The following is a 21,547-nucleotide window of genomic DNA, read 5'->3' as shown; positions in this document are numbered from 1 at the left end:
CGTAAGTGTTGTGAGGCTTCCCACAAAAACGTGAAAAATTTAACATGACAGCTATCTTGCTGTTGTAAAAAGACTTCTTGTCATTCTTAATGTGCTGTCCCCCTTCTGCTTCTCACCTGTCTTAATTTTTTCCTAAGAAAACACCGCTACTTTGTTTCAGTTGATGGTTTGTTGACATAACTGTTATAGCGACTTAATTTTATTTGGTCTTTATTTAATAACCATCTTGCATGATTCCATTGAGCTGCCCATTACGACAGCGCAGTAAAAGATGACGCCTTTAATACAGCAAGGAAATTAATAATGAGTGATTTTCTGCCTTTTTCGCGACCGTCGATGGGCGCTGAGGAAATTGCGGCGCTTCAGGACGTTTTGATGTCGGGCTGGATCACCACGGGGCCTAAGAATCAGGAACTTGAAGAGGCATTCTGTCAACTTACCGGGAACCAGCATGCAATTGCCGTTTGTTCTGCAACAGCAGGAATGCATGTCACGCTGATGGCGCTGGATATTGGCCCGGGCGATGAAGTCATTACCCCCTCCCAGACCTGGGTCTCCACTCTGAATATGATCGTTTTACTGGGCGCAACGCCGGTAATGATTGATGTGGACAAAGATACCTTGATGGTGACACCCGAAGCGGTTGAAGCTGCCATCACCCCGCGTACCAAAGCGATTATCCCCGTTCATTATGCCGGCGCACCATGTGAAATCGACGCCATCCACGCCATTGGTGAACGCCACGGTATTCCGGTGATTGAAGATGCGGCTCATGCAGCCGGTACTTACTATAAAGACCGTCATGTCGGCTGGAAGGGAACGGCGATTTTCTCTTTCCACGCCATTAAAAATATGACCTGTGCAGAAGGCGGTCTCGTGGTGACGGATAACGCGCAACTTGCTGCGCGGATCCGCAGCCTGAAATTCCACGGTCTGGGTGTTGACGCGTATGACCGCCAGACGCACGGTCGTGCGCCGCAGGCAGAAGTGATTTCCCCGGGCTATAAATACAACCTGGCGGATATCAACGCCGCGCTGGCGCTGGTGCAGTTGGGCAAACTGAAAGAAGCCAACAAACGACGCCAGGAAATTGCTGAACGCTACCTGCGGGAGCTTGCCGATACGCCGTTCCAGCCGCTCACCATTCCGTCATGGCCGCATGTGCACGCCTGGCACCTGTTTATCATTCGCGTTGATGAAGCGCGCTGCGGGATTTCACGCGACAACCTGATGGCAGCGCTGAAAGAGAAAGGCATCGGTACTGGCCTGCACTTCCGCGCGGCGCATACGCAAAAATACTACCGCGAGCGTTTTCCTGATGTATCGCTCCCGAATTCAGAATGGAATAGCGCGCGTATTTGTTCTCTCCCTCTTTTCCCGGACATGACTCATGACGACACAACCCGCGTCATTACCGCGCTCCATCAGCTTGCAGGAAATTGATATGTTCAGTGCACCGCCTGTACAAAAAGTTTCTGTGGTGATCCCTGTTTATAACGAGCAGGAGAGCCTGCCTGAACTGATCCGCCGCACAACCGCCGCCTGCGACACCATGGGCAAAGCGTATGAAATTCTGCTGGTGGATGATGGCAGCAGTGATAATTCCGCTCTGATGCTGACCGAAGCCGCACAGGTAGAAGGCAGCCATGTTGTGGCCGTGTTGCTCAACCGTAATTACGGCCAGCACTCCGCCATTATGGCCGGGTTCAGCCACGTCACGGGCGATCTGATCATCACCCTGGACGCTGACCTGCAAAACCCGCCGGAAGAGATCCCGCGCCTGGTGGCGAAAGCCGATGAAGGCTATGACGTCGTCGGCACGGTGCGTCAAAACCGTCAGGACAGTATGTTCCGTAAGCTGGCCTCACGCACCATCAACCGCCTTATCCAGCGCACCACCGGTAAAGCGATGGGCGATTATGGCTGCATGCTGCGCGCCTACCGCCGCCATATTGTCGACGCCATGCTTCATTGCCATGAACGCAGCACCTTTATTCCGATTCTCGCTAACACCTTTGCCCGCAAGGCCACGGAAATTCCGGTTATGCACGCCGAGCGCGAGCATGGGGAGTCGAAGTACAGCTTTATGCGCCTCATCAACCTGATGTACGACCTTATCACCTGCCTGACCACCACACCGCTGCGCCTGCTGAGCGTTTTCGGCAGCATCATCGCCGTGGCCGGGTTTGCGCTGTCCGTACTGTTGGTCGTGCTGCGCCTGGTCTTTGGCCCGCAGTGGGCGGCGGAAGGGGTCTTCATGCTCTTTGCCGTACTGTTTATGTTCATCGGCGCCCAGTTTGTCGGAATGGGCCTGCTGGGTGAATACATTGGCCGTATCTATAACGATGTTCGCGCACGTCCGCGCTACTTTATTCAACGTGTTGTCCGTCAGGAACACAAAGCATCTCAAGAGGAAATCCACCCATGAAAGCTGTTGTATTTGCCTATCACGATATGGGGTGCACGGGCACGCTGGCCCTGCTGGAAGCGGGCTACGACATTGCTGCGATCTTTACTCATCCGGACACGGCGGGAGAGAACAACTTTTTCGGCTCTGTAGCGCGTATCGCCGCTGAGCGTGGTATTCCGGTTTATGCACCGGACGATGTAAACCACCCGCTGTGGGTGGATCGCATCCGCGCGCTCGCGCCTGATGTTATCTTCTCGTTCTACTACCGTAACCTGATTTCCGACGAGATCTTAGGTCTGGCCGCCAAAGGGGCATTCAACCTTCACGGCTCCCTGCTGCCGGCCTATCGTGGCCGCGCGCCGCTGAACTGGGTACTGGTCAATGGTGAAACCGAAACCGGCGTGACCCTGCACCGTATGGTGCATCGTGCGGATGCGGGTGCTATCGTGGCACAGCAGAAAGTGGCTATTGATGCCGACGAGACGGCGCTGCAGCTGCATCAAAAGCTGAATGCAACCGCGCAGACGCTGCTGCGTGATGCACTGCCAGCGATCCTTGGCGGTACGTTCAGCGAGACTGCGCAGGATGAGAGCAAAGCGAGCACCTTTGGCCGCCGCGCACCGGAAGATGGTCGTCTGGACTGGAACAAACCCGCTCGCCAGCTGCACAACCTGGTGCGTGCGGTGACCGATCCATGGCCTGGCGCTTACAGTTTTGCGGGTGTCAGCAAATTTATCGTTTGGAAATCCCGCGTGCGCGACGACATTCCAGCGGCAAAACCGGGTACCGTTGTCTCTGTCTCCCCGCTGATCGTGAGCTGTGGTGAGCAAGCTCTGGAGATCGTTACCGGACAAACCGATAACGGTCTGTATGTTCAGGGTACTCAACTGGCACAGTCTTTAGGTCTGGTGACCGGGGCGCTGATCACCAGTGCGCCAGTTGTTGCCATCAAACGCCGCACTCGCGTGTTGATCCTCGGCGTGAACGGCTTTATCGGGAACCACCTGACCGAACGTCTGCTCAAAGACGATAACTACGAAATCTATGGTCTGGATATCGGCTCTGATGCGATCAGCCGTTTCCTTGATAACCCGCGTTTCCACTTCGTGGAAGGGGATATCAGCATCCATTCCGAATGGATCGAATATCACATTAAAAAATGCGACGTGGTGCTGCCGCTGGTTGCCATTGCTACGCCGATTGAGTACACCCGTAACCCGCTGCGCGTGTTCGAGCTGGACTTCGAAGAGAACCTGAAGATCATCCGCGATTGCGTAAAATACGACAAACGCATCATCTTCCCGTCCACCTCTGAAGTGTACGGCATGTGTACCGACAAAAACTTCGATGAAGACACCTCCAATCTGGTGGTCGGGCCGATCAACAAACAGCGCTGGATTTATTCCGTCTCCAAACAACTGCTGGACCGCGTGATTTGGGCCTACGGTGAGAAAGAAGGCCTGCGCTTTACCCTGTTCCGTCCGTTTAACTGGATGGGTCCACGTCTGGATAACCTGAACGCGGCGCGTATCGGTAGCTCACGTGCGATCACGCAGCTGATCCTCAACCTGGTTGAGGGCTCCCCAATCAAGCTTATCGAAGGCGGCAAACAGAAACGCTGCTTTACTGATATCAGCGATGGTATCGAAGCGCTGTTCCGCATCATCGAAAACAAAGATAACCGCTGCAACGGTGAGATCATCAACATCGGTAACCCGGACAACGAAGCGAGCATTCGTGAACTGGCAGAGATGTTGCTGGCAAGCTTTGAGCGCCATCCACTGCGCGATAAATTCCCGCCGTTTGCCGGTTTCCGTGAAGTGGAAAGCAGCAGCTACTACGGTAAAGGGTATCAGGACGTTGAGCACCGTAAGCCAAGCATTCGCAATGCGAAACGCTGCCTGAACTGGACGCCGACGGTGAAAATGGAGCTGACTATTGATGAGACGCTCGATTTCTTCCTGCGCACTGTGGAGCTGTCGGAACAGGACTCATGAAAAAAGTCGGTTTACGCATTGATGTCGACACCTTCAGGGGGACGCGTGACGGCGTACCCAAACTGCTGGAACTGCTGAGCAAGCACGATGTGCGTTCAAGCATTTTCTTCAGCGTGGGGCCTGACAACATGGGACGCCATTTATGGCGTCTGATTAAACCGGCGTTTCTGTTCAAAATGCTGCGCTCACGCGCAGCATCCCTCTATGGCTGGGATATTTTGCTGGCCGGGACCGCATGGCCCGGCAGGCGTATCGGTGCGGGCAATGAAGCGATTATCCGTGAAGCGACACGGCAACACGAGGTCGGCCTGCATGCCTGGGATCACCATGCCTGGCAAGCGTGGGCTGGCGTCTGGGACATATCGCGCCTGACCCGTGAAGTCGAGCGCGGTATGTTGGAGCTGGAGGCGATTACCTGCCAGCCTGTGCGCTGCTCCGCCGTGGCGGGATGGCGTGCGGACCAACGTGTTGTGAAAGCTAAAGAATCCTTCGCATTCCGCTACAACAGCGACTGTCGCGGGACCGGGCCATTTTTACCGCTGTTAGGGGAAAATCGCTACGGGACGGTGCAGATCCCGGTCACGCTTCCCACCTGGGATGAAGTGGTTGGCCGCGAGGTGAAGGCAGAGGATTTCAATCGCTACATTCTGGACCGCATGCATCGCGATACCGGTACGCCGGTGTATACCATCCACGCAGAAGTGGAAGGGATTGCGTATCAGCATGATTTCGATGAGCTGCTGACGATGGCTGCTCAGGAGGGGATTCAGTTCTGTCCGTTGAGTGAACTGCTGCCAGACGATCTCAGCGTCCTGCCCGTGGGCAAAATAGTACGTAATGAACTGGCTGGCCGGGAAGGCTGGCTTGGCTATCAACAAACCGTGAGTCCGGCCCCATGAAAACAGCCCGTTATGGCTTAGCGCTTCTCGCACTGTTTATCGTTTACTACCTCATCCCTGTCGATATCCGCCTGCTGTGGCAGCCTGATGAAACGCGCTATGCGGAAATTAGCCGCGAAATGCTGGCATCAGGAGACTGGGTTGTCCCGCATTTCCTGGGGCTGCGTTACTTTGAAAAACCGATTGCGGGCTACTGGATCAACAGTATCGGGCAATTGTTGTTTGGGGATACGAACCTTGCCGTGCGTGCCGGTGCCATATTCTCCACCGGGTTTGCGGCGCTGCTGGTCATCTGGATGGCCTGGCGTCTGTGGCGAGATAAACGTATTGCCATATTCTCCGGCCTGATCTTCCTGACGCTGTTCCTGGTGTATGGCATCGGTACGTATGCCGTGCTGGATCCCATCATCACCCTGTGGCTGGTAGCGGCGATGTGCAGCTTCTGGCTGGCATCCCAGGCTGAGACGGTTGCCGGAAAAGCAGGGGGGTACGTGCTGCTTGGGCTGGCCTGCGGTATGGGGGTGATGACCAAAGGCTTCCTGGCGCTGGCAGTACCGGTGATTGGCGTACTGCCGTGGGTCATTGCCCAAAAGCGCTGGAAAGAGGTGCTGATTTTTGGCTGGCTGGCAATCCTGAGCTGTGTGCTGATTGTCCTTCCCTGGGCACTGGCGATTGCCCATCGTGAGCCTGATTTCTGGCGTTACTTCTTCTGGGTTGAGCATATTCAGCGTTTTGCCCAGAGCGATGCCCAGCACAAAGCGCCATTCTGGTATTACCTGCCGTTCCTGGTCGCGGGTAGTCTACCGTGGTTAGCGTTGTTGCCAGGCGCGTTCCGTCTTGGCTGGAATGACAGACAAAACGCGGCTGGCGGGTTCTATCTGTTGGGCTGGGTGGTTATGCCGCTGCTGTTCTTCAGCATTGCCAAAGGCAAGCTGCCGACCTATATCCTGCCGTGCTTCGCCCCGCTGGCGATTCTGATGGCGCGCTATGCCTGCCTCGCGGCGGAAAAAGGTGCTCGCGTGCTGCGCATTAACGGGGGGATCAACCTGGCATTTGGCGCCATTGGCGTGGTGGCTGCTCTGGTTGTCTCGCCGTGGGGGCTTTCTAAACACCCTGTCTGGACGTCGGTTGAGCTGTATAAAGTCTTCTGCGCGGTGGTCGCGTTCCTGATTTGGGCCGTGGTGGGCTGGTTTACGCTCAGGCAGAGTCAGCAGCGCTGGTGGTTAGCGGCGTTGTGTCCTGCCGGGCTGGCGTTGTTGATTGGTTTTGCCATTCCTAACCTGGTGGTGGATTCCAAACAGCCGCAGTCGCTGGTCGACACCGTGCGCGATCCGCTGCAGGACAGTCGGTTTGTGCTGGCCAATAACGTCGGTGTGGCCTCTGGCCTGGCGTGGGAGCTTAAGCGTAATGACATCATTCTGTTTGGTCAGAGTGGAGAACTGCGCTATGGCCTGGATTACCCTGATGTGAAAGATCGTTTTGTGGGTAAAGCTGATTTCGCAGAGTGGCTGGCGGAACATCGACAGCAGGGGCGCATATCGCTGGTGATTCTGCTGTCAAAAAGCGACGATCTTAAGCGGGCTAATTTGCCAGAACCGGATAGCCTGTATATCCAGGGTCGTCTGGCCTACCTTCAGTATCTACCGAAGTGATGACCTGGCTCTGGCTGATACTGGCAAGCTTGCTCAGCTGTGCGGGACAACTTTGCCAGAAACAAGCCACCCGTCCGGCGAAAGCCGGGCGGCGTGGTGTACATATCGTGCTGTGGCTTGGCCTGGCCCTGTTGGCATTGGGCTGCGGGATGCTGGTCTGGCTGGTGGTCTTACAACGTATGCCTGTGGGCATTGCTTACCCTATGTTAAGCCTCAATTTTGTCTGGGTGACGCTGGCGGCGAAGACCGTCTGGCGTGAGAACGTTGCTTCGCATCACTGGCTGGGTGTTGGGTTTATCATCATTGGCATTATTGTGCTGGGAGGAAGCCTGTGAAAGGAACGTTCTGGGCCCTATGCAGCGTACTGTTAGTCAGCGCCGCGCAGCTCCTGCTGCGAAGCGCCATGCAGGCGCTTCCCCCCGTCAGTGATGTCCTGGCGTTAATTTCTGCCCTCTGGGATTTCTCATCCGGTACCGGTGCGCTGCTGCTGGGGTTAACGGGGTATGTAGCCTCTATGGGCTGCTGGTATCTGGCCTTGCATCGTATGGCGCTCAGCAAAGCGTATGCCTTGCTGAGCCTCAGTTATATCCTGGTGTGGGGCGCCGCAATCCTGTTGCCAGGCTGGGAGGAACGTTTCTCCTGGCACGGGCTGGTGGGGGTGGGGTTTATTATTCTGGGCGTGTTGACTATTTTCCGACCAGTGCGTCGTCAATCGAATGAATCCGCGCGTCAGTGAGTTCGTAGGGTGTTGCGGTGCAAACGGCAAGGCTGAGTAAACCGACCTGGCACTGGCTTGATGAATGGAGCGCGCGGGCTGAACTGTCAATGCTGACCATCTGCCAGGCATGACCGTCACGTTGTTTAAGAATCGCCTTTTTTCGCGTCCAGATGCGCCAGAATGCCGTAAGCTGGCCTTCTGGCGTTTCCTTTTCCAGCTCATCATGCTCGGCATTGCTGAACACGGCATTGGCAAGCGTACGCCAGTTATCCTGCTGGCGAATGTGTTCCAGCGAACAGCCAACATCGCCTTCATCACTGATAATTAAAGCAATATCGTCGCCCGAGTGGCTACTGCTGAACCACAGTGGATAGTCGCCAGCAAAAATGGCTTTCCCTTGTTCGCTGTAGATAATCTCCGGGAGTTGTTCTGGAGCCAACAGCCGAGAAAGCAACCCGTGATCGGCCAGCCAGCGAGCACGCTGAGCGCCTTCCGGTGCGTGTCGGGAGAGTGCTTCAGCCCAGCAGTTTGTGCTCAGCGAGGAAATTTTTCCCAGAAAAACCTGGTACATATAGCGTCTGGCCTTCAGTTAAAACGATGATAGCCGTAAAGTTGAGCGGCGAAACTATTACTATAATCCATTGCCCCCTTGAATTGCTAACCAGACAGGGATGCTCACCCTGGTAATCGGCTTTTCGGTCGCCCTGGCCCGAGCAGGATCGCCAGCTTGCTTCCGCCTTTGGTGGTTTCCATCCAGATCTTACACACACTGGTTAGCGGGACCGACAGTAGCATCCCGACCGGGCCCAGCAGCCATCCCCAGATCAGTAACGATAAGAATACCACCAGCGTCGACATACCCAGCCGGTGCCCCATCATGCGCGGTTCGAGAATATTCCCCAGCACCATATGCACGACGAGGAAAAGTGCCCCGACCAACATGCATTCATAGAAACCATTAAACAGGAATGCCTGAATCATCGGTGGTACGGCGGAGAGTACCGCGCCAATATTGGGCACATAGTTGAGCAAAAACGCCAGTACGCCCCACATCAACGCAAACTGCACGCCCATCAACATCAACCCCAGCCAGACAATCACGCCGGTCCAGACGCTCAACAGCGTTTTCAGCGCCAGATATTTGGAGACGCCCTTTAACGCGCGGTGTAATCCGGCGATGTGAATTTGTGGATTATTCAGCGCAAAGCGCAGCTTATAGGGGACGTGGCGCACTTCGAACAGCATAAACACCACCGTCATGACCAGCAGAAGAATACTGGCCATCGCGCCGGAAAGTCCCGTCATCAGGGTGGTGGCGTAGGTCATGACTTTCTCTGAATCCATCCGACGCAGCATCCGCTCTGGCGAGATACGCAGGTTAAGGAAAGGCACCATCTCCTGCAGCGCCACGATCTTCCGCGTCAGCGCTTTGTTGTACTGTGGCAACATCGTGGAGAATTCGCTCAGCGAAGCCGCCAGCACGCCGAAAAGCGCCGTCAGGGCAATTAGCATCACGATGACGACGATGGTGATGGCCACCGGGCGACTGACGCCCCGACGTAAAAACCAGCTCACCAGCGGATTAAGCACAATGGCAAAAAAGAGCGCCAGCAGGAGCTGCACAATAATGTCAGCCGCGGCATGGATACCCGCAAGGATAACCACCAGGCAGGCGAGTTTTAATAAGATGTGGAGCCCAGCTTTGTCGGACGGGTTAGCGATCATACGCGTTCCTTAAAATGATGACCCGGTAAGTGTAGTGTCCGCGGTTCGCTTCGTCTGGGGCTGTTAATCTGAAAGTCGGTGCTGATTTTCTTATTGTGTCGTGGTAATAGTGAAACACTGTTGTAAAAATCCAGGTAGAACCTCATGCCCGAACCTGCCGCTGAACCGGCGCTGAGCGGACTGCGCCTCAATCTGCGCATCGTCTCCGTTGTTATTTTCAATTTCGCCAGTTATCTGACCATTGGCCTGCCGCTGGCGGTTTTGCCTGGCTATGTCCATGACGTGATGGGCTTTAGCGCCTTCTGGGCGGGGCTGGTGATTAGCCTGCAGTATTTCGCCACGCTTCTGAGCCGTCCGCATGCCGGGCGTTACGCGGACCTTTTCGGCCCAAAAAGCATCGTGGTTGTAGGGTTGTGCGGTTGCTTTCTGAGTGGCCTGAGCTATTTTCTGGCCGCCACCACCAGCCACTGGCCCCTGGTTAGCCTGGTACTGCTCTGCCTGGGTCGCGTGATCCTGGGTATCGGTCAAAGTCTGGCGGGAACCGGTTCGACACTGTGGGGCGTGGGGGTGGTAGGCGCGCCGCACATTGGTCGGGTGATTTCGTGGAATGGCATTGTCACCTACGGCGCAATGGCGCTGGGTGCGCCGCTTGGTGTGGCCTGTTATGCGTTTGGTGGTCTGTATGGGCTGGCGACTACCATTATGGCGGTTGCGGCTCTGGCGATCCTCTTTGCGCTGCCGCGCCCGAAAGTGAAGGCCAGCAAGGGCAAGCCACTGCCGTTTCGGGCGGTGCTCGGGCGCGTCTGGCCGTATGGTATGGCCCTGGCGCTGGCGACAACGGGGTTCGGTGTGATTGCGACCTTCATTACCCTTTTCTATGACGCCAAAGGGTGGGACGGCGCAGCTTTCGCGTTAACCCTGTTTAGCTGCGCGTTTGTTGGCGCGCGTTTGCTTTTCCCGAACGGTATCAACCGTCTGGGCGGGCTGAACGTGGCAATGATCTGCTTTGCGGTAGAGATAGTCGGGCTGCTGTTGACCGGCATAGCGATGATGCCATGGGTCGCAAAAGTGGGCGTCTTCCTTGCGGGAGCAGGTTTTTCACTGGTCTTCCCGGCGCTGGGGGTGGTGGCGGTAAAAGCCGTGCCGCAGCAGAACCAGGGGGCGGCGCTGGCAACCTACACGGTATTTATGGATATGTCTTTGGGCATTACCGGCCCGCTGGCAGGGCTGGTGATGACCTGGGCAGGAGTACCGGTTATTTATCTTGCTGCGGCGGGTCTGGTGGTTATCGCCTTGATGCTGACATGGCGGCTAAAAAAATGGCCCCCGGTGCAGGCACCGGAGGCCACGTCATCCTCGTGAAGGATTACTGGATCACGAGGGTGTTAATGATGTTTTCAGCCGCAGTCTGCGCTTTCTGCTGATCGTCCGCTGGCAGGGTGATCTGCATAGTCAGCAGTTTGTTATCGACCTTACCCAGCACCACAGACGAGTACGCGGTCTGGCCTTTTGCGGAGATGATGCTATCCAGCTGTTGCAGCGTGTGGCCTTTCAGTTCGATGGACTTATTGGTCACCACCTGCAGCTGCGGGTCGCGGCTGCGCTGCTGATCTTCCAGACGTTTTGACAGTACGCTCAGATCTTCGCTGGTGTCGTCACCCACAATCACAATGACGGCTTTCTGCCCGGTTGCGTCGGAATAAACGTGCATATTGTTCGCCTGAGTGCCCAGCTTACCGCTCTGGTCAGTCATATCGGCTGGCAGAGAGAAACTGAGTTTGCCATCCAGCAGATTCACCGGCTGACCGGTCGCATTGCTCTCTGCAGATGCACCCTGAGCAGGCGTTTTCGTGTCGCTGTTATCACAGGCTGCAAGACCCACAACCAGCAGGCCAATCCCGACATATTTAACCAGATTGCGCATTGACTTCTTCCTTTCGATAAACGGCCATAACGGCTCATTCGCTCATCTTATCACAACTGATAAAGCGAACCCTTAACCAGCCTGCAATGCCGTGATTTCAGATTTATCTGCCAGCCTTTTCAGCAGCATATTCAGCAGCACACCGTACATTGGCAGGAAGAAGACAATACTGATGAGCACCTTGAAGCAGTAGTCCACCAGGGCGATCTCCATCCAGTGCTCGGCCATGAACGCATCCGGGCTGTGCCAGAAGGCGATGAAAAAGAAGGCCAGCGTATCGCTCACGTTACCGAACAGCGTCGAGGCGGTCGGGGCCATCCACCAGCGGTGATTCTGACGCAGGCGGTTAAACACATGCACGTCGAGGATCTGCCCCAGCGCATAAGCCATAAAGCTTGCGGTGGCGATTCGGGCGACAAACAGGTTGAAGTGGGTTAGCGCCTCAAAACCCTGCCAACTGCCCATATAGAACAGGGACGAAATCACGTAAGACACGAACAGCGCCGGGAGCATGACCGCAAAAATAATGCGGCGAGCCAGCGGTGCGCCAAAAATTCGCACGGTCAAATCGGTGGCGAGGAAAATAAACGGAAAACTGAACGCCCCCCAGGTGGTATGAAAACCAAAAATGGAGATGGGAAGCTGTACCAGATAGTTGCTGGAGGTGATCACCAGCAGATGAAAAAGCGAAAGCCAGAACAACGCTTTTACGCGCTGAGATTCAGAAAACTGCGTCATATTGTGACCTTTTTATACGTTGGGGTGAGGGAACCCAATAAAAACCGCAGCATGATACTGCTTTGGGCAGACATTGCAATGGTTAGTTTTTACGCAATCGTTAACCTGGTTTGCATTGATCGCTACGGGGCGTAAACTACAGCCGTTTTTACCTGACCGAGAAAATCATGACCGACCTGTTTTCCAGCCCGGACCACACTCTTGATGCCCAGGGCCTTCGCTGCCCGGAGCCGGTAATGATGGTGCGCAAAACCGTGCGTAACATGCAATCCGGCGAAACGCTGCTGATCATCGCCGACGACCCGGCTACCACCCGCGATATCCCCGGATTTTGTACCTTTATGGAGCATGAGCTGGTGGCTCAGCAGACTGAAGCGCTGCCGTACCGGTATTTGATTCGTAAAGGGTAGATGGGCAGCCCCTGCGGCCTGATGCCCTCACTCCGACCCTCTCCTTTCGGGAGAGGGAGAACGTCACCCCTTCATCCACGTCCGTATCCCGTCCAGGAACATCTGCGTCGCCATCATCACCAGAATCAGCCCCATCAGGCGTTCCAGCGCGTTCACCCCTTTCTCACCCAGAAGGCGCAGGAACAGGGACGACTGCAGCAGGATGATAAATGTTCCACCCCAGGCGATCAGCAGGGCAATCACCAGATGGCTCATCTGGTTCGGATACTGATGTGACAGCAGCATCAGCGTCGCCAGAATGGTCGGCCCGGCGACGAGAGGAATCGCCAGCGGCACAATAAATGGCTCTTCACCCGCAGGCAGGCCGCTGCTGCTGCCTTCCGCGCTCGGGAAAATCATCTTTATGGCAATCAGGAACAGGATAATCCCGCCGGAAATCGACACGGTTTCGGCACGCAGGTTCAGGAAGGCGAGGATTTTTTCGCCCGCAAACAGGAAGATAAACATCACCAGCAGCGCGATAAGCAGCTCGCGGATCATGATCGCCCGACGGCGCTTTGGTTCGGTGTGCTTCAGCACCGACATGAAGATCGGCAGGTTTCCGAGTGGATCCATTATCAGGATCAATAAAACCGCCGCGGAAATGATTTCACTCATGTAAATTATCCCTGAAACTCTCTATGGTTATTATGATGATTAGCTCTTTTTCTGATTGCCGGGCAATCATCGATTAATTTCGCTTGCGACTTTGGCAGCATTTTGTAATGTGAAGCATATCCCAGTTCAATACTGGCTTGCACAAACAGCACACACCCTCTGCAGGAAAAAAATGCTATGAAAAACGTTGGTTTTATCGGCTGGCGCGGTATGGTCGGCTCTGTACTCATGCAACGCATGGTTGAAGAGCGCGATTTCGACGCTATCCGCCCGGTCTTCTTCTCCACTTCCCAGCTCGGCCAGGCTGCTCCGTCCTTTGGTGGTACCACAGGCACGTTGCAGGATGCTTACGATCTGGAAGCGCTGAAGGCACTCGACATTATTGTCACGTGCCAGGGCGGCGATTATACCAACGAAATCTATCCAAAGCTGCGTGAAAGCGGCTGGCAGGGCTACTGGATTGACGCGGCCTCTTCGCTGCGCATGAAAGACGATGCCATCATCATTCTTGACCCGGTTAACCAGGGCGTGATCACCGACGGCCTGAACAACGGCGTGAAAACCTTTGTTGGCGGTAACTGCACCGTCAGCCTGATGCTGATGTCTCTGGGCGGCCTGTTCGCGCAAGATCTGGTGGAGTGGGTCTCCGTGGCGACGTACCAGGCAGCTTCCGGCGGCGGTGCGCGTCATATGCGCGAGCTGCTGACCCAGATGGGCCAGCTGCACCAGAGCGTCGCGACCGAGCTGGCAGACCCGGCGTCCGCGATTCTGGATATCGAGCGTAAAGTCACCCAGCTGACCCGCAGCGGCGAGCTGCCGGTGGATAACTTCGGCGTACCGCTGGCCGGTGGCCTGATCCCGTGGATCGACAAACAGCTGGATAACGGCCAGACCCGCGAAGAGTGGAAGGGCCAGGCCGAGACCAACAAAATCCTCAATACCGCGAATACCATTCCGGTAGACGGTCTGTGCGTGCGCATTGGCGCGCTGCGCTGCCACAGCCAGGCCTTCACCATTAAACTGAAAAAAGATGTGTCTATTCCAACCGTGGAAGAACTGCTGGCTGCACACAACCCGTGGGCGAAAGTGGTACCAAACGATCGCGATATCACCATGCGTGAACTGACCCCTGCAGCCGTGACCGGCACGCTGACCACGCCTGTTGGCCGTCTGCGTAAGCTGAACATGGGGCCGGAGTACCTCTCCGCGTTCACCGTTGGCGACCAGCTCTTATGGGGTGCCGCCGAGCCGCTGCGCCGCATGCTGCGCCAGCTGGCGTAATAATTTTTTAACGACCGGGGGTGGTTTTCACCCCCTTTTTTTGCGTACTACATGGAGTAAAACGCGTATGTCTTATTTTTTATCAGGAGTCATTTAGAGCGTTGGCTATGCTTTAAGGAAGAGTCATTTCTTACCTGAGGTTAGGACGGGCTGTGAGGATGCTCGTTCAGGTCACATTAAAGTCGTCCCAGGCGCTAAAAAAGGACGACATAAAAAACAGGATGAATACCATGTCCGATCGTGTGGATAGAGACGTGATTAATGCGCTTATTGCGGGTCATTTTGCCGACCCCTTTTCCGTGCTGGGGATGCACCGTACAGAGGACGGGCTGGAAGTCCGGGCGTTGTTACCGGATGCGACAGAAGTGTGGGTTATCGAACCCAAAACCGGCCGCAAAGTGGGCAATCTGGAATGCCTCGACTCGCGCGGTTTCTTCTCTGGCGTGATGCCCCGTCGTAAAAACCCTTTCCGTTATCAGCTCGCCGTCATCTGGCACGGCCAGCAAAATCTGATTGATGATCCCTACAGCTTTGGTCCTCTTTTGCAGGAGATGGACGCATGGCTGCTGTCTGAAGGAACCCATTTGCGGCCTTATGAAACGCTGGGTGCCCATGCAGACACGATGGATGGTATCACCGGCACGCGGTTTGCCGTGTGGGCACCCAACGCCCAACGCGTCTCCGTTGTCGGACAATTCAACTACTGGGACGGTCGTCGCCACCCGATGCGCCTGCGCCGGGAAACGGGGATCTGGGAACTGTTTATCCCCGGGGCGCACAACGGACAGCTCTACAAATTCGAGATGATCGATGCCCACGGCAAGCTGCGCATTAAAGCCGACCCGTACGCCTTTGAAGCGCAGATGCGCCCGGATACGGCATCGCTGATTTGTGGCCTGCCAGAGAAGATCACTCAGACGGAAGAGCGCAAACAGGCCAACCGCTTCGATGCACCTATCTCCGTCTATGAAGTGCATCTTGGCTCATGGCGCCGCCACACCGATAACAACTTCTGGCTCAGCTACCGGGAGCTTGCCGACCAGCTGGTGCCGTATGCCAAATGGATGGGCTTTACTCACCTTGAGCTGCTGCCGGTCAACGAACACCCGTTCGACGGTAGCTGGGGTTATCAGCCAACCGGGCTTTATGCGCCTACGCGCCGCTTTGGCACGCGCGATGACTTCCGCTATTTCATCCATGCCGCGCATGCCGCCGGGCTGAATGTGATCCTCGACTGGGTACCAGGCCATTTCCCGTCGGATGACTTTGGCTTGTCAGAGTTTGATGGTACGAATCTGTACGAGCACAGCGACCCGCGAGAAGGTTATCACCAGGACTGGAATACGCTGATCTACAACTACGGTCGCCGCGAAGTCGCGAACTACCTGGTCGGAAATGCCCTGTACTGGATTGAGCGCTTTGGCATTGATGCTCTGCGTGTTGATGCCGTGGCATCCATGATCTATCGCGACTACAGCCGCAAAGAGGGAGAGTGGATCCCGAACGAGTTTGGTGGCCGTGAAAACCTGGAAGCGATTGAGTTCCTGCGCAGCACCAACCGCATTATCGGTGAGCAGGTGGACGGCGCGGTAACAATGGCAGAAGAGTCGACCGACTTTGCGGGCGTCTCCCGTCCGCCGTCATTAGGTGGACTGGGGTTCTGGTACAAGTGGAACCTGGGCTGGATGCACGACACGCTCGACTACATGAAGCTGGATCCGGTTCACCGCAAGTACCATCACGATAAGCTGACGTTCGGGATGCTCTACAATTACACCGAAAACTTCATGCTGCCGCTGTCGCACGATGAAGTGGTGCACGGCAAGAAATCCATTCTCGACCGCATGCCGGGCGATGCGTGGCAGAAATTTGCCAACCTGCGCGCCTACTACGGCTGGATGTTTGCGTTCCCGGGCAAAAAACTGCTGTTTATGGGCAATGAGTTCGCTCAAGGACGCGAATGGAACCACGACGCCAGCCTCGACTGGCATCTGCTGGAAGGCGGTGACAACTGGCACCACGGCGTGCAGCGTCTGGTGCGTGATCTGAACCTGACCTATCGTCATCACAAACCGCTGCATGAGCTCGACTTTGACCCGTACGGCTTTGAGTGGCTGGTGGTGGATGACCATGAGCGCTCGGTGTTTGTCTTTGTGCGGCGAGATAAAGCGGGTAACGAGATCATCGTCGCCAGCAACTTCACGCCTGTACCGCGTCAACACTATCGCTTTGGCATTAATCAACCGGGTAAATGGCGCGAAATCCTGAATACCGACTCCATGCACTACCACGGCAGCAACACAGGCAATGGTGGTCTGGTGCAAAGCGATGCCATCGAAAGTCACGGGCGGCCAAACTCCCTGAGTCTCACGCTACCGCCGCTTGGCACTATCTGGCTGATGAGGGAGGGTGAATGACGCAGCTTACGGCAGGTCAACCCGAACCGCTCGGGGCGAGTTTTGACGGAAAGGGTGTGAATTTCACCCTCTTTTCTGCTCACGCTGAGCGGGTAGAACTGTGTGTTTTTGACGGTGAGGGTAACGAGCACCGTTACGATTTACCGTCGCGCACGGGGGATACCTGGCACGGTTACCTGGCCGGAGGACGGCCAGGTATGCACTATGGTTTTCGCGTTCATGGTCCGTGGGAACCTGCGCAAGGGCACTGGTTTAACCCTGCAAAGCTGTTGATTGATCCGTGTGCGCACCGCGTGGACGGTGAGTTTAAAGACGACCCGATTTTCCATGTTGGTTATGGTGAGCCTGACCATCGCGACAGTGCCCATGTGGTGCCAAAAAGCGTGGTAGTGCACGATCTCTATGACTGGGAGGACGATGCGCCACCGGCCACGCCGTGGGGCAACACCGTCATTTACGAGGCCCATGTCAAAGGGCTGACGTATTTGCATCCGTCCATCCCCAAAGAGATGCGCGGCACCTACAAGGCGCTCGGGCATCCGACCATGATCGCCTACCTGAAACACCTCGGCATCACCGCTCTTGAACTGTTACCCGTTGCCCATTTTGCCAGCGAGCCGCGTCTGCAGCGGCTGGGGTTGAGCAACTACTGGGGTTACAACCCGCTGGCGATGTTCGCGCTCGAACCCCGCTATGCCGTCCATCCGGAAAAGGCGCGGGACGAGTTTCGCGATGCGGTTAAGGCGCTCCATGCGGCGGGAATTGAAGTCATTCTGGATGTGGTGCTGAACCACAGCGCAGAAAGCGATCTCGATGGTCCGACGCTCTCCATGCGCGGAATTGATAACCGTAGCTATTATTGGATCAGGCAGGATGGCGATTACGAGAACTGGACCGGCTGCGGTAACACGCTCAATCTCAGCCATCCGGCGGTCACGCATTTTGCTTATGAATGCCTGAAATACTGGGTTGAAACGTTCCACGTGGACGGTTTTCGTTTCGACCTGGCGCCCGTGATGGGGCGCACACCGGCGTTCAGCCAGCAGGCGCCGCTGTTTGAGGCGATAAAAAATTGTCCGGTGCTCTCGCAGGTCAAGCTCATCGCCGAGCCGTGGGACATCGGTGAAGGAGGCTATCAGGTCGGGAATTTCCCGCCGCTGTTTGCCGAGTGGAACGATCACTATCGCGATGCCGCGCGCCGCTTCTGGCTGGAGCGAAATCTCTCGCTGGGGGAATTTGCCGGGCGCTTTGCCGCGTCAAGCGATCTCTTTAAGCGCGACGGTAAGCGACCGTCGGCCACCGTCAACCTGTTGACGGCGCACGACGGTTTTACGCTCAGGGACTGCGTTTGTTTCAATCAGAAACACAATGAGGCGAACGGCGAAGAGAATCGCGATGGCACTAACAATAACCATAGCTTCAATCATGGTATAGAAGGGTTAGGCGGAAGCCTTGACGTTATCGAGCGGCGGCGCGCCAGCGTTCATGCGCTGCTGACAACGCTTCTGTTGTCGCAGGGGACACCGATGCTGCTGGCGGGCGATGAGCACGGCCACAGCCAGCACGGTAACAACAATGCGTATTGCCAGGACAACACCTTAACCTGGCTTGACTGGGGGGAGGCGAACAGCGGGCTGATCCATTTTACCGCTGCGCTGATCCACCTTCGCCAGCAAATCCCGGCCCTGACCGCTGACCGCTGGTGGGAAGAGGGGGACGGAAACGTTCGCTGGTTGAATAAAGACGCGCAACCACTAAGCGCGCAAGAGTGGCAACACGGTGTACCACGGCTGCAAATCCTGCTTTCGGATAAATGGCTGGTTACGCTGAACGCGACGGATGATGTCGCAGAGATTGTTTTACCTGAAGGGGAATGGCGCGCCGTTCCCCCCTTTGCCGGAGCGGATAATCCGGTAGTAATGGCTGTCTGGCACGGGCCTGCGCACGGAGTGTGTGTATTCCAAAGATGATAAAAAAGGAGTTAGTCATGGTTAGATTAGAGAAGAACGATCCCTTAATGTTGGCACGCCAGCTACCATTAAAAACGGTTGCCCTGATACTCGCTGGTGGGCGTGGTACCCGTCTGAAAGATTTGACCATCAAACGCGCCAAGCCGGCTGTTCACTTTGGTGGTAAGTTCCGTATCATTGATTTCGCACTCTCCAATTGCCTCAACTCTGGCATCCGCCGCATTGGCGTCATTACGCAGTATCAATCACACACGCTGGTGCAGCATATCCAGCGCGGCTGGTCCTTCTTCAGCGAAGAGATGAATGAGTTTGTCGATCTTCTTCCGGCCCAGCAGCGCGTTCACGGCGAAAACTGGTACCGGGGCACGGCGGATGCGGTGACGCAAAACCTCGATATCATTCGTCGTTATAACGCGGAATACATCGTGATCCTCGCCGGGGATCATATTTACAAGCAAGACTACTCCCACATGCTCATCGACCATGTCGAAAAAGGGGCGCGTTGCACCGTGGCGTGTCTGCCGGTGCCCGTTGCTGAAGCGACGGCGTTTGGCGTAATGCACGTGGATGCGGACGACAAAATTATCGACTTCGTCGAAAAACCTGCAAACCCACCGACCATGCCGGGAGATGATACGAAGTCACTCGCCAGTATGGGGATCTATGTCTTTGATGCAGATTACCTTTATGCACTGCTCGAAGAAGACGACAAAGACGAAAACTCCAGCCATGACTTTGGCAAAGATATCATCCCGAAAATTACGCAAGCTGGCATGGCGTATGCACATCCCTTCCCGTTGTCCTGCGTGCAATCCGACCCAAATGCGGAACCTTACTGGCGCGATGTGGGAACGCTGGAGGCGTACTGGAAGGCGAACCTCGACCTGGCTTCGGTGACCCCTGAGCTGGATATGTACGATCAGAACTGGCCGATTCGTACTCATATGGAATCGCTGCCGCCAGCCAAATTCGTTCAGGACCGTTCGGGTAGCCACGGTATGACACTGAACTCGCTGGTTTCTGGCGGATGCATTATTTCAGGGTCGGTGGTGGTGCAGTCAGTGCTGTTCCCCCGCGTGCGGATAAATTCATTCTGTAATATTGATTCGGCAGTCTTATTGCCGGATGTCTGGGTAGGACGTTCGTGTCGCCTGCGTCGTTGCGTTATCGACCGCGCCTGTGTCATTCCTGAGGGGATGGTCATTGGTGAAAATGCGGAAGAAGACGCGCGTCGCTTCTACCGTTCGGAAGAGGGAATCGTGTTAGTAACACGGGAAATGTTGCGGAAGCTGCAGATCAAACAGGAGCGATGATGCAGGTTTTACACGTATGTTCTGAGATGTTTCCATTGTTAAAAACGGGCGGCCTGGCGGATGTTCTTGGTGCATTACCGGCGGCGCAAATCGCCGGAGGGGTGGATACCCGAGTCCTGCTGCCCGCATTTCCGGATATCCGGCGTGGTATTCCTGATGCAAAAGTGGTGACGCGTCGTGAGACTTTTGCCGGGCGCATCACCCTGCTGTTTGGACATTACAACGGCGTTGGGATCTACCTGATTGACGCGCCGCACTTATACGACAGGCCCGGGAGTCCGTATCACGACACCAACCTGTTTGCTTACCCGGACAACGTGCTGCGCTTTGCGTTGCTCGGCTGGGTCGGTGCAGAAATGGCGACGGGGCTGGATCCGTTCTGGCGTCCGGATGTGGTGCACGCGCACGACTGGCACGCCGGGCTTGCCCCGGCGTATCTGGCCGCGCGCGGCCACCCGGCAAGGTCAGTCTTTACCGTGCATAACCTGGCATATCAGGGGATGTACTATGCCCATCACATGCATGAAATTGATCTGCCACTGTCGTTCTATAACATGCACGGGCTGGAGTTTAACGGGCAGATCTCGTTCCTGAAAGCCGGGCTTTACTATGCCGATCATATTACCGCCGTGAGCCCGACTTACGCCCGGGAAATCACCCAGCCGGAGTTTGGTTATGGCCTGGAAGGGCTACTGCGACAGCGGCATCGTGAAGGGCGCCTGTCGGGTATTTTGAACGGTGTGGATGAAAAGATCTGGAGCCCGGAAACCGATCTCCTGCTGGCGTCGCGCTATGGCCGTGATTCGGTCGAGGACAAAGCCGAAAACAAGCGCCAGCTGCAAATTGCCATGGGCCTGAAGGTGAACGACAAAGTACCGTTGTTCGCCGTGGTCAGCCGTCTGACCAGCCAGAAAGGGCTGGATCTGGTGCTGGAAGCTTTGCCCGGACTACTGGAGCAGGGAGGGCAACTGGCTCTGCTCGGCGCGGGCGACCCGGTATTGCAGGAAGGTTTTCTGGCTGCGGCGGCGGAACATCCCGGTCAGGTTGGGGTGCAGATTGGCTATCACGAGGCGTTTTCGCACCGCATTATGGGCGGCGCGGACGTCATCCTGGTGCCAAGCCGTTTCGAACCCTGCGGCCTGACGCAACTCTACGGCCTGAAATACGGCACGTTACCGCTGGTGCGTCGCACGGGTGGGCTGGCTGACACGGTTTCCGACAGCTCTCTGGAAAACCTGGCGGACGGTATCGCCAGCGGGTTTGTGTTTGAAGACAGTAATGCCTGGTCGTTGTTACGGGCGATTCGGCGTGCTTTCGTTTTATGGTCCCGGCCTTCCTTGTGGCGTTATGTTCAGCGCCAGGCGATGAGCATGGACTTTAGCTGGCACGTTGCGGCGCAGTCATACCGCGATCTTTATCAACGCTTGATGTAACAA

The 21,547-nt window shown here is 55.9% G+C and carries 18 protein-coding genes and 1 pseudogene; 14 read left to right on the top strand and 5 right to left on the bottom strand.

Annotation, left to right across the window (positions count from 1 at the left end):
• Positions 1–303 precede the first annotated feature (303 nt).
• From arnB to arnF, 7 genes are read left to right on the top strand one after another with little or no spacing between them, the layout of a single operon-like run.
• A complete protein-coding gene (gene arnB / locus ACJ9Y9_RS22480) occupies positions 304–1,443 on the top strand; it encodes a UDP-4-amino-4-deoxy-L-arabinose aminotransferase (RefSeq protein WP_028018059.1) in 1,140 nt (379 codons plus the stop codon).
• Between the two features lies 1 nt (position 1,444).
• Positions 1,445–2,428 (top strand): undecaprenyl-phosphate 4-deoxy-4-formamido-L-arabinose transferase, encoded by a 984-nt coding sequence (gene arnC / locus ACJ9Y9_RS22475; RefSeq protein WP_028018058.1) that lies wholly within the window; start codon positions 1,445–1,447, stop codon positions 2,426–2,428.
• Entirely contained in the window at positions 2,425–4,407 is a 1,983-nt protein-coding gene (gene arnA, locus ACJ9Y9_RS22470) for a bifunctional UDP-4-amino-4-deoxy-L-arabinose formyltransferase/UDP-glucuronic acid oxidase ArnA (protein ID WP_028018057.1), read from the top strand. Before arnC ends, arnA begins: the two co-directional genes overlap by 4 nt.
• On the top strand, positions 4,404–5,306 hold the full coding sequence (gene arnD, locus ACJ9Y9_RS22465) for a 4-deoxy-4-formamido-L-arabinose-phosphoundecaprenol deformylase (protein ID WP_028018056.1): 903 nt from the start codon (positions 4,404–4,406) through the stop codon (positions 5,304–5,306). Before arnA ends, arnD begins: the two co-directional genes overlap by 4 nt.
• Complete coding sequence (gene arnT / locus ACJ9Y9_RS22460; protein WP_028018055.1) at positions 5,303–6,958, top strand: lipid IV(A) 4-amino-4-deoxy-L-arabinosyltransferase; 1,656 nt, start codon at positions 5,303–5,305, stop codon at positions 6,956–6,958. The genes arnD and arnT overlap by 4 nt, the downstream gene beginning before the upstream one ends.
• Positions 6,958–7,293 (top strand): 4-amino-4-deoxy-L-arabinose-phosphoundecaprenol flippase subunit ArnE, encoded by a 336-nt coding sequence (arnE, locus tag ACJ9Y9_RS22455; protein ID WP_032666873.1) that lies wholly within the window; start codon positions 6,958–6,960, stop codon positions 7,291–7,293. Before arnT ends, arnE begins: the two co-directional genes overlap by 1 nt.
• Positions 7,290–7,694, top strand: a complete 405-nt coding sequence (gene arnF, locus ACJ9Y9_RS22450) for a 4-amino-4-deoxy-L-arabinose-phosphoundecaprenol flippase subunit ArnF (RefSeq protein ID WP_028018053.1) — start codon at positions 7,290–7,292, stop codon at positions 7,692–7,694. The genes arnE and arnF overlap by 4 nt, the downstream gene beginning before the upstream one ends.
• Here arnF and acpT read toward each other — a convergent pair.
• Positions 7,645–8,247, bottom strand: coding sequence for a 4'-phosphopantetheinyl transferase AcpT (gene acpT, locus ACJ9Y9_RS22445; protein ID WP_028018052.1), 603 nt, complete (start codon positions 8,245–8,247; stop codon positions 7,645–7,647). The genes arnF and acpT overlap by 50 nt on opposite strands.
• A 104-nt stretch (positions 8,248–8,351) precedes the next feature.
• Positions 8,352–9,401 carry an AI-2E family transporter gene (locus ACJ9Y9_RS22440; RefSeq protein WP_028018051.1) on the bottom strand — a complete coding sequence of 350 codons (1,050 nt, stop codon included), beginning with the start codon at positions 9,399–9,401 and terminating at the stop codon, positions 8,352–8,354.
• A 109-nt stretch (positions 9,402–9,510) separates the two neighbouring features.
• On the opposite strand from ACJ9Y9_RS22440, the pseudogene ACJ9Y9_RS22435 reads away from it, so the two are divergent.
• Positions 9,511–10,763 (top strand): annotated as a pseudogene (locus ACJ9Y9_RS22435) (MFS transporter).
• A 4-nt stretch (positions 10,764–10,767) separates the two neighbouring features.
• Here ACJ9Y9_RS22435 and ACJ9Y9_RS22430 read toward each other — a convergent pair.
• On the bottom strand, positions 10,768–11,325 hold the full coding sequence (locus ACJ9Y9_RS22430; protein WP_028018049.1) for a DcrB family lipoprotein: 558 nt from the start codon (positions 11,323–11,325) through the stop codon (positions 10,768–10,770).
• Positions 11,326–11,397: 72 nt separating this feature from the next.
• The gene (locus ACJ9Y9_RS22425) at positions 11,398–12,063 is read right to left on the bottom strand and encodes a 7-cyano-7-deazaguanine/7-aminomethyl-7-deazaguanine transporter (RefSeq protein ID WP_028018048.1); all 666 of its coding nucleotides are present in this window, start codon (positions 12,061–12,063) and stop codon (positions 11,398–11,400) included.
• Positions 12,064–12,230: 167 nt separating this feature from the next.
• On the opposite strand from ACJ9Y9_RS22425, the gene tusA reads away from it, so the two are divergent.
• A complete protein-coding gene (gene tusA, locus ACJ9Y9_RS22420; RefSeq protein WP_028018047.1) occupies positions 12,231–12,473 on the top strand; it encodes a sulfurtransferase TusA in 243 nt (80 codons plus the stop codon).
• Between the two features lie 63 nt (positions 12,474–12,536).
• Here the strand turns inward: tusA and yhgN are convergent, their stop codons facing one another.
• Complete coding sequence (yhgN, locus tag ACJ9Y9_RS22415; protein ID WP_025759646.1) at positions 12,537–13,130, bottom strand: NAAT family transporter YhgN; 594 nt, start codon at positions 13,128–13,130, stop codon at positions 12,537–12,539.
• A 177-nt stretch (positions 13,131–13,307) separates the two neighbouring features.
• Between yhgN and asd the strand changes: the two genes are divergently transcribed.
• The 5 genes from asd (at position 13,308) to glgA (ending at position 21,544) form a co-directional block, all read left to right on the top strand.
• Positions 13,308–14,411 (top strand): aspartate-semialdehyde dehydrogenase, encoded by a 1,104-nt coding sequence (gene asd, locus ACJ9Y9_RS22410; RefSeq protein ID WP_028018046.1) that lies wholly within the window; start codon positions 13,308–13,310, stop codon positions 14,409–14,411.
• Between the two features lie 230 nt (positions 14,412–14,641).
• The gene (gene glgB / locus ACJ9Y9_RS22405; RefSeq protein WP_028018045.1) at positions 14,642–16,828 is read left to right on the top strand and encodes a 1,4-alpha-glucan branching enzyme; all 2,187 of its coding nucleotides are present in this window, start codon (positions 14,642–14,644) and stop codon (positions 16,826–16,828) included.
• A complete protein-coding gene (gene glgX / locus ACJ9Y9_RS22400; protein ID WP_028018044.1) occupies positions 16,825–18,798 on the top strand; it encodes a glycogen debranching protein GlgX in 1,974 nt (657 codons plus the stop codon). The genes glgB and glgX overlap by 4 nt, the downstream gene beginning before the upstream one ends.
• Positions 18,799–18,815: 17 nt before the next feature.
• Complete coding sequence (glgC, locus tag ACJ9Y9_RS22395) at positions 18,816–20,111, top strand: glucose-1-phosphate adenylyltransferase (protein ID WP_028018043.1); 1,296 nt, start codon at positions 18,816–18,818, stop codon at positions 20,109–20,111.
• On the top strand, positions 20,111–21,544 hold the full coding sequence (gene glgA / locus ACJ9Y9_RS22390; RefSeq protein WP_028018042.1) for a glycogen synthase GlgA: 1,434 nt from the start codon (positions 20,111–20,113) through the stop codon (positions 21,542–21,544). Before glgC ends, glgA begins: the two co-directional genes overlap by 1 nt.
• Positions 21,545–21,547 lie beyond the last annotated feature (3 nt).

It is taken from the genome of Enterobacter sp. CPE_E1241 (assembly GCF_045618265.1).
Taxonomy (GTDB): Bacteria; Pseudomonadota; Gammaproteobacteria; order Enterobacterales; family Enterobacteriaceae; genus Enterobacter; species Enterobacter adelaidei.
This window is presented reverse-complemented; position numbering and strand designations above follow the sequence as displayed.

Excerpts from the sequence above, each read along its gene's own strand:
- arnB (WP_028018059.1), top strand. The coding sequence starts at position 304 with ATGAGTGATTTTCTGCCTTTTTCGCGACCGTCGATGGGCGCTGAGGAA.
- arnC (WP_028018058.1), top strand. The coding sequence starts at position 1,445 with ATGTTCAGTGCACCGCCTGTACAAAAAGTTTCTGTGGTGATCCCTGTT.
- arnA (WP_028018057.1), top strand. The coding sequence starts at position 2,425 with ATGAAAGCTGTTGTATTTGCCTATCACGATATGGGGTGCACGGGCACG.
- arnD (WP_028018056.1), top strand. The coding sequence starts at position 4,404 with ATGAAAAAAGTCGGTTTACGCATTGATGTCGACACCTTCAGGGGGACG.
- arnT (WP_028018055.1), top strand. The coding sequence starts at position 5,303 with ATGAAAACAGCCCGTTATGGCTTAGCGCTTCTCGCACTGTTTATCGTT.
- arnE (WP_032666873.1), top strand. The coding sequence starts at position 6,958 with ATGACCTGGCTCTGGCTGATACTGGCAAGCTTGCTCAGCTGTGCGGGA.
- acpT (WP_028018052.1), bottom strand. The coding sequence starts at position 8,247 with ATGTACCAGGTTTTTCTGGGAAAAATTTCCTCGCTGAGCACAAACTGC.
- ACJ9Y9_RS22440 (WP_028018051.1), bottom strand. The coding sequence starts at position 9,401 with ATGATCGCTAACCCGTCCGACAAAGCTGGGCTCCACATCTTATTAAAA.
- ACJ9Y9_RS22430 (WP_028018049.1), bottom strand. The coding sequence starts at position 11,325 with ATGCGCAATCTGGTTAAATATGTCGGGATTGGCCTGCTGGTTGTGGGT.
- ACJ9Y9_RS22425 (WP_028018048.1), bottom strand. The coding sequence starts at position 12,063 with ATGACGCAGTTTTCTGAATCTCAGCGCGTAAAAGCGTTGTTCTGGCTT.
- tusA (WP_028018047.1), top strand. The coding sequence starts at position 12,231 with ATGACCGACCTGTTTTCCAGCCCGGACCACACTCTTGATGCCCAGGGC.
- yhgN (WP_025759646.1), bottom strand. The coding sequence starts at position 13,130 with ATGAGTGAAATCATTTCCGCGGCGGTTTTATTGATCCTGATAATGGAT.
- asd (WP_028018046.1), top strand. The coding sequence starts at position 13,308 with ATGAAAAACGTTGGTTTTATCGGCTGGCGCGGTATGGTCGGCTCTGTA.
- glgB (WP_028018045.1), top strand. The coding sequence starts at position 14,642 with ATGTCCGATCGTGTGGATAGAGACGTGATTAATGCGCTTATTGCGGGT.
- glgX (WP_028018044.1), top strand. The coding sequence starts at position 16,825 with ATGACGCAGCTTACGGCAGGTCAACCCGAACCGCTCGGGGCGAGTTTT.
- glgC (WP_028018043.1), top strand. The coding sequence starts at position 18,816 with ATGGTTAGATTAGAGAAGAACGATCCCTTAATGTTGGCACGCCAGCTA.
- glgA (WP_028018042.1), top strand. The coding sequence starts at position 20,111 with ATGCAGGTTTTACACGTATGTTCTGAGATGTTTCCATTGTTAAAAACG.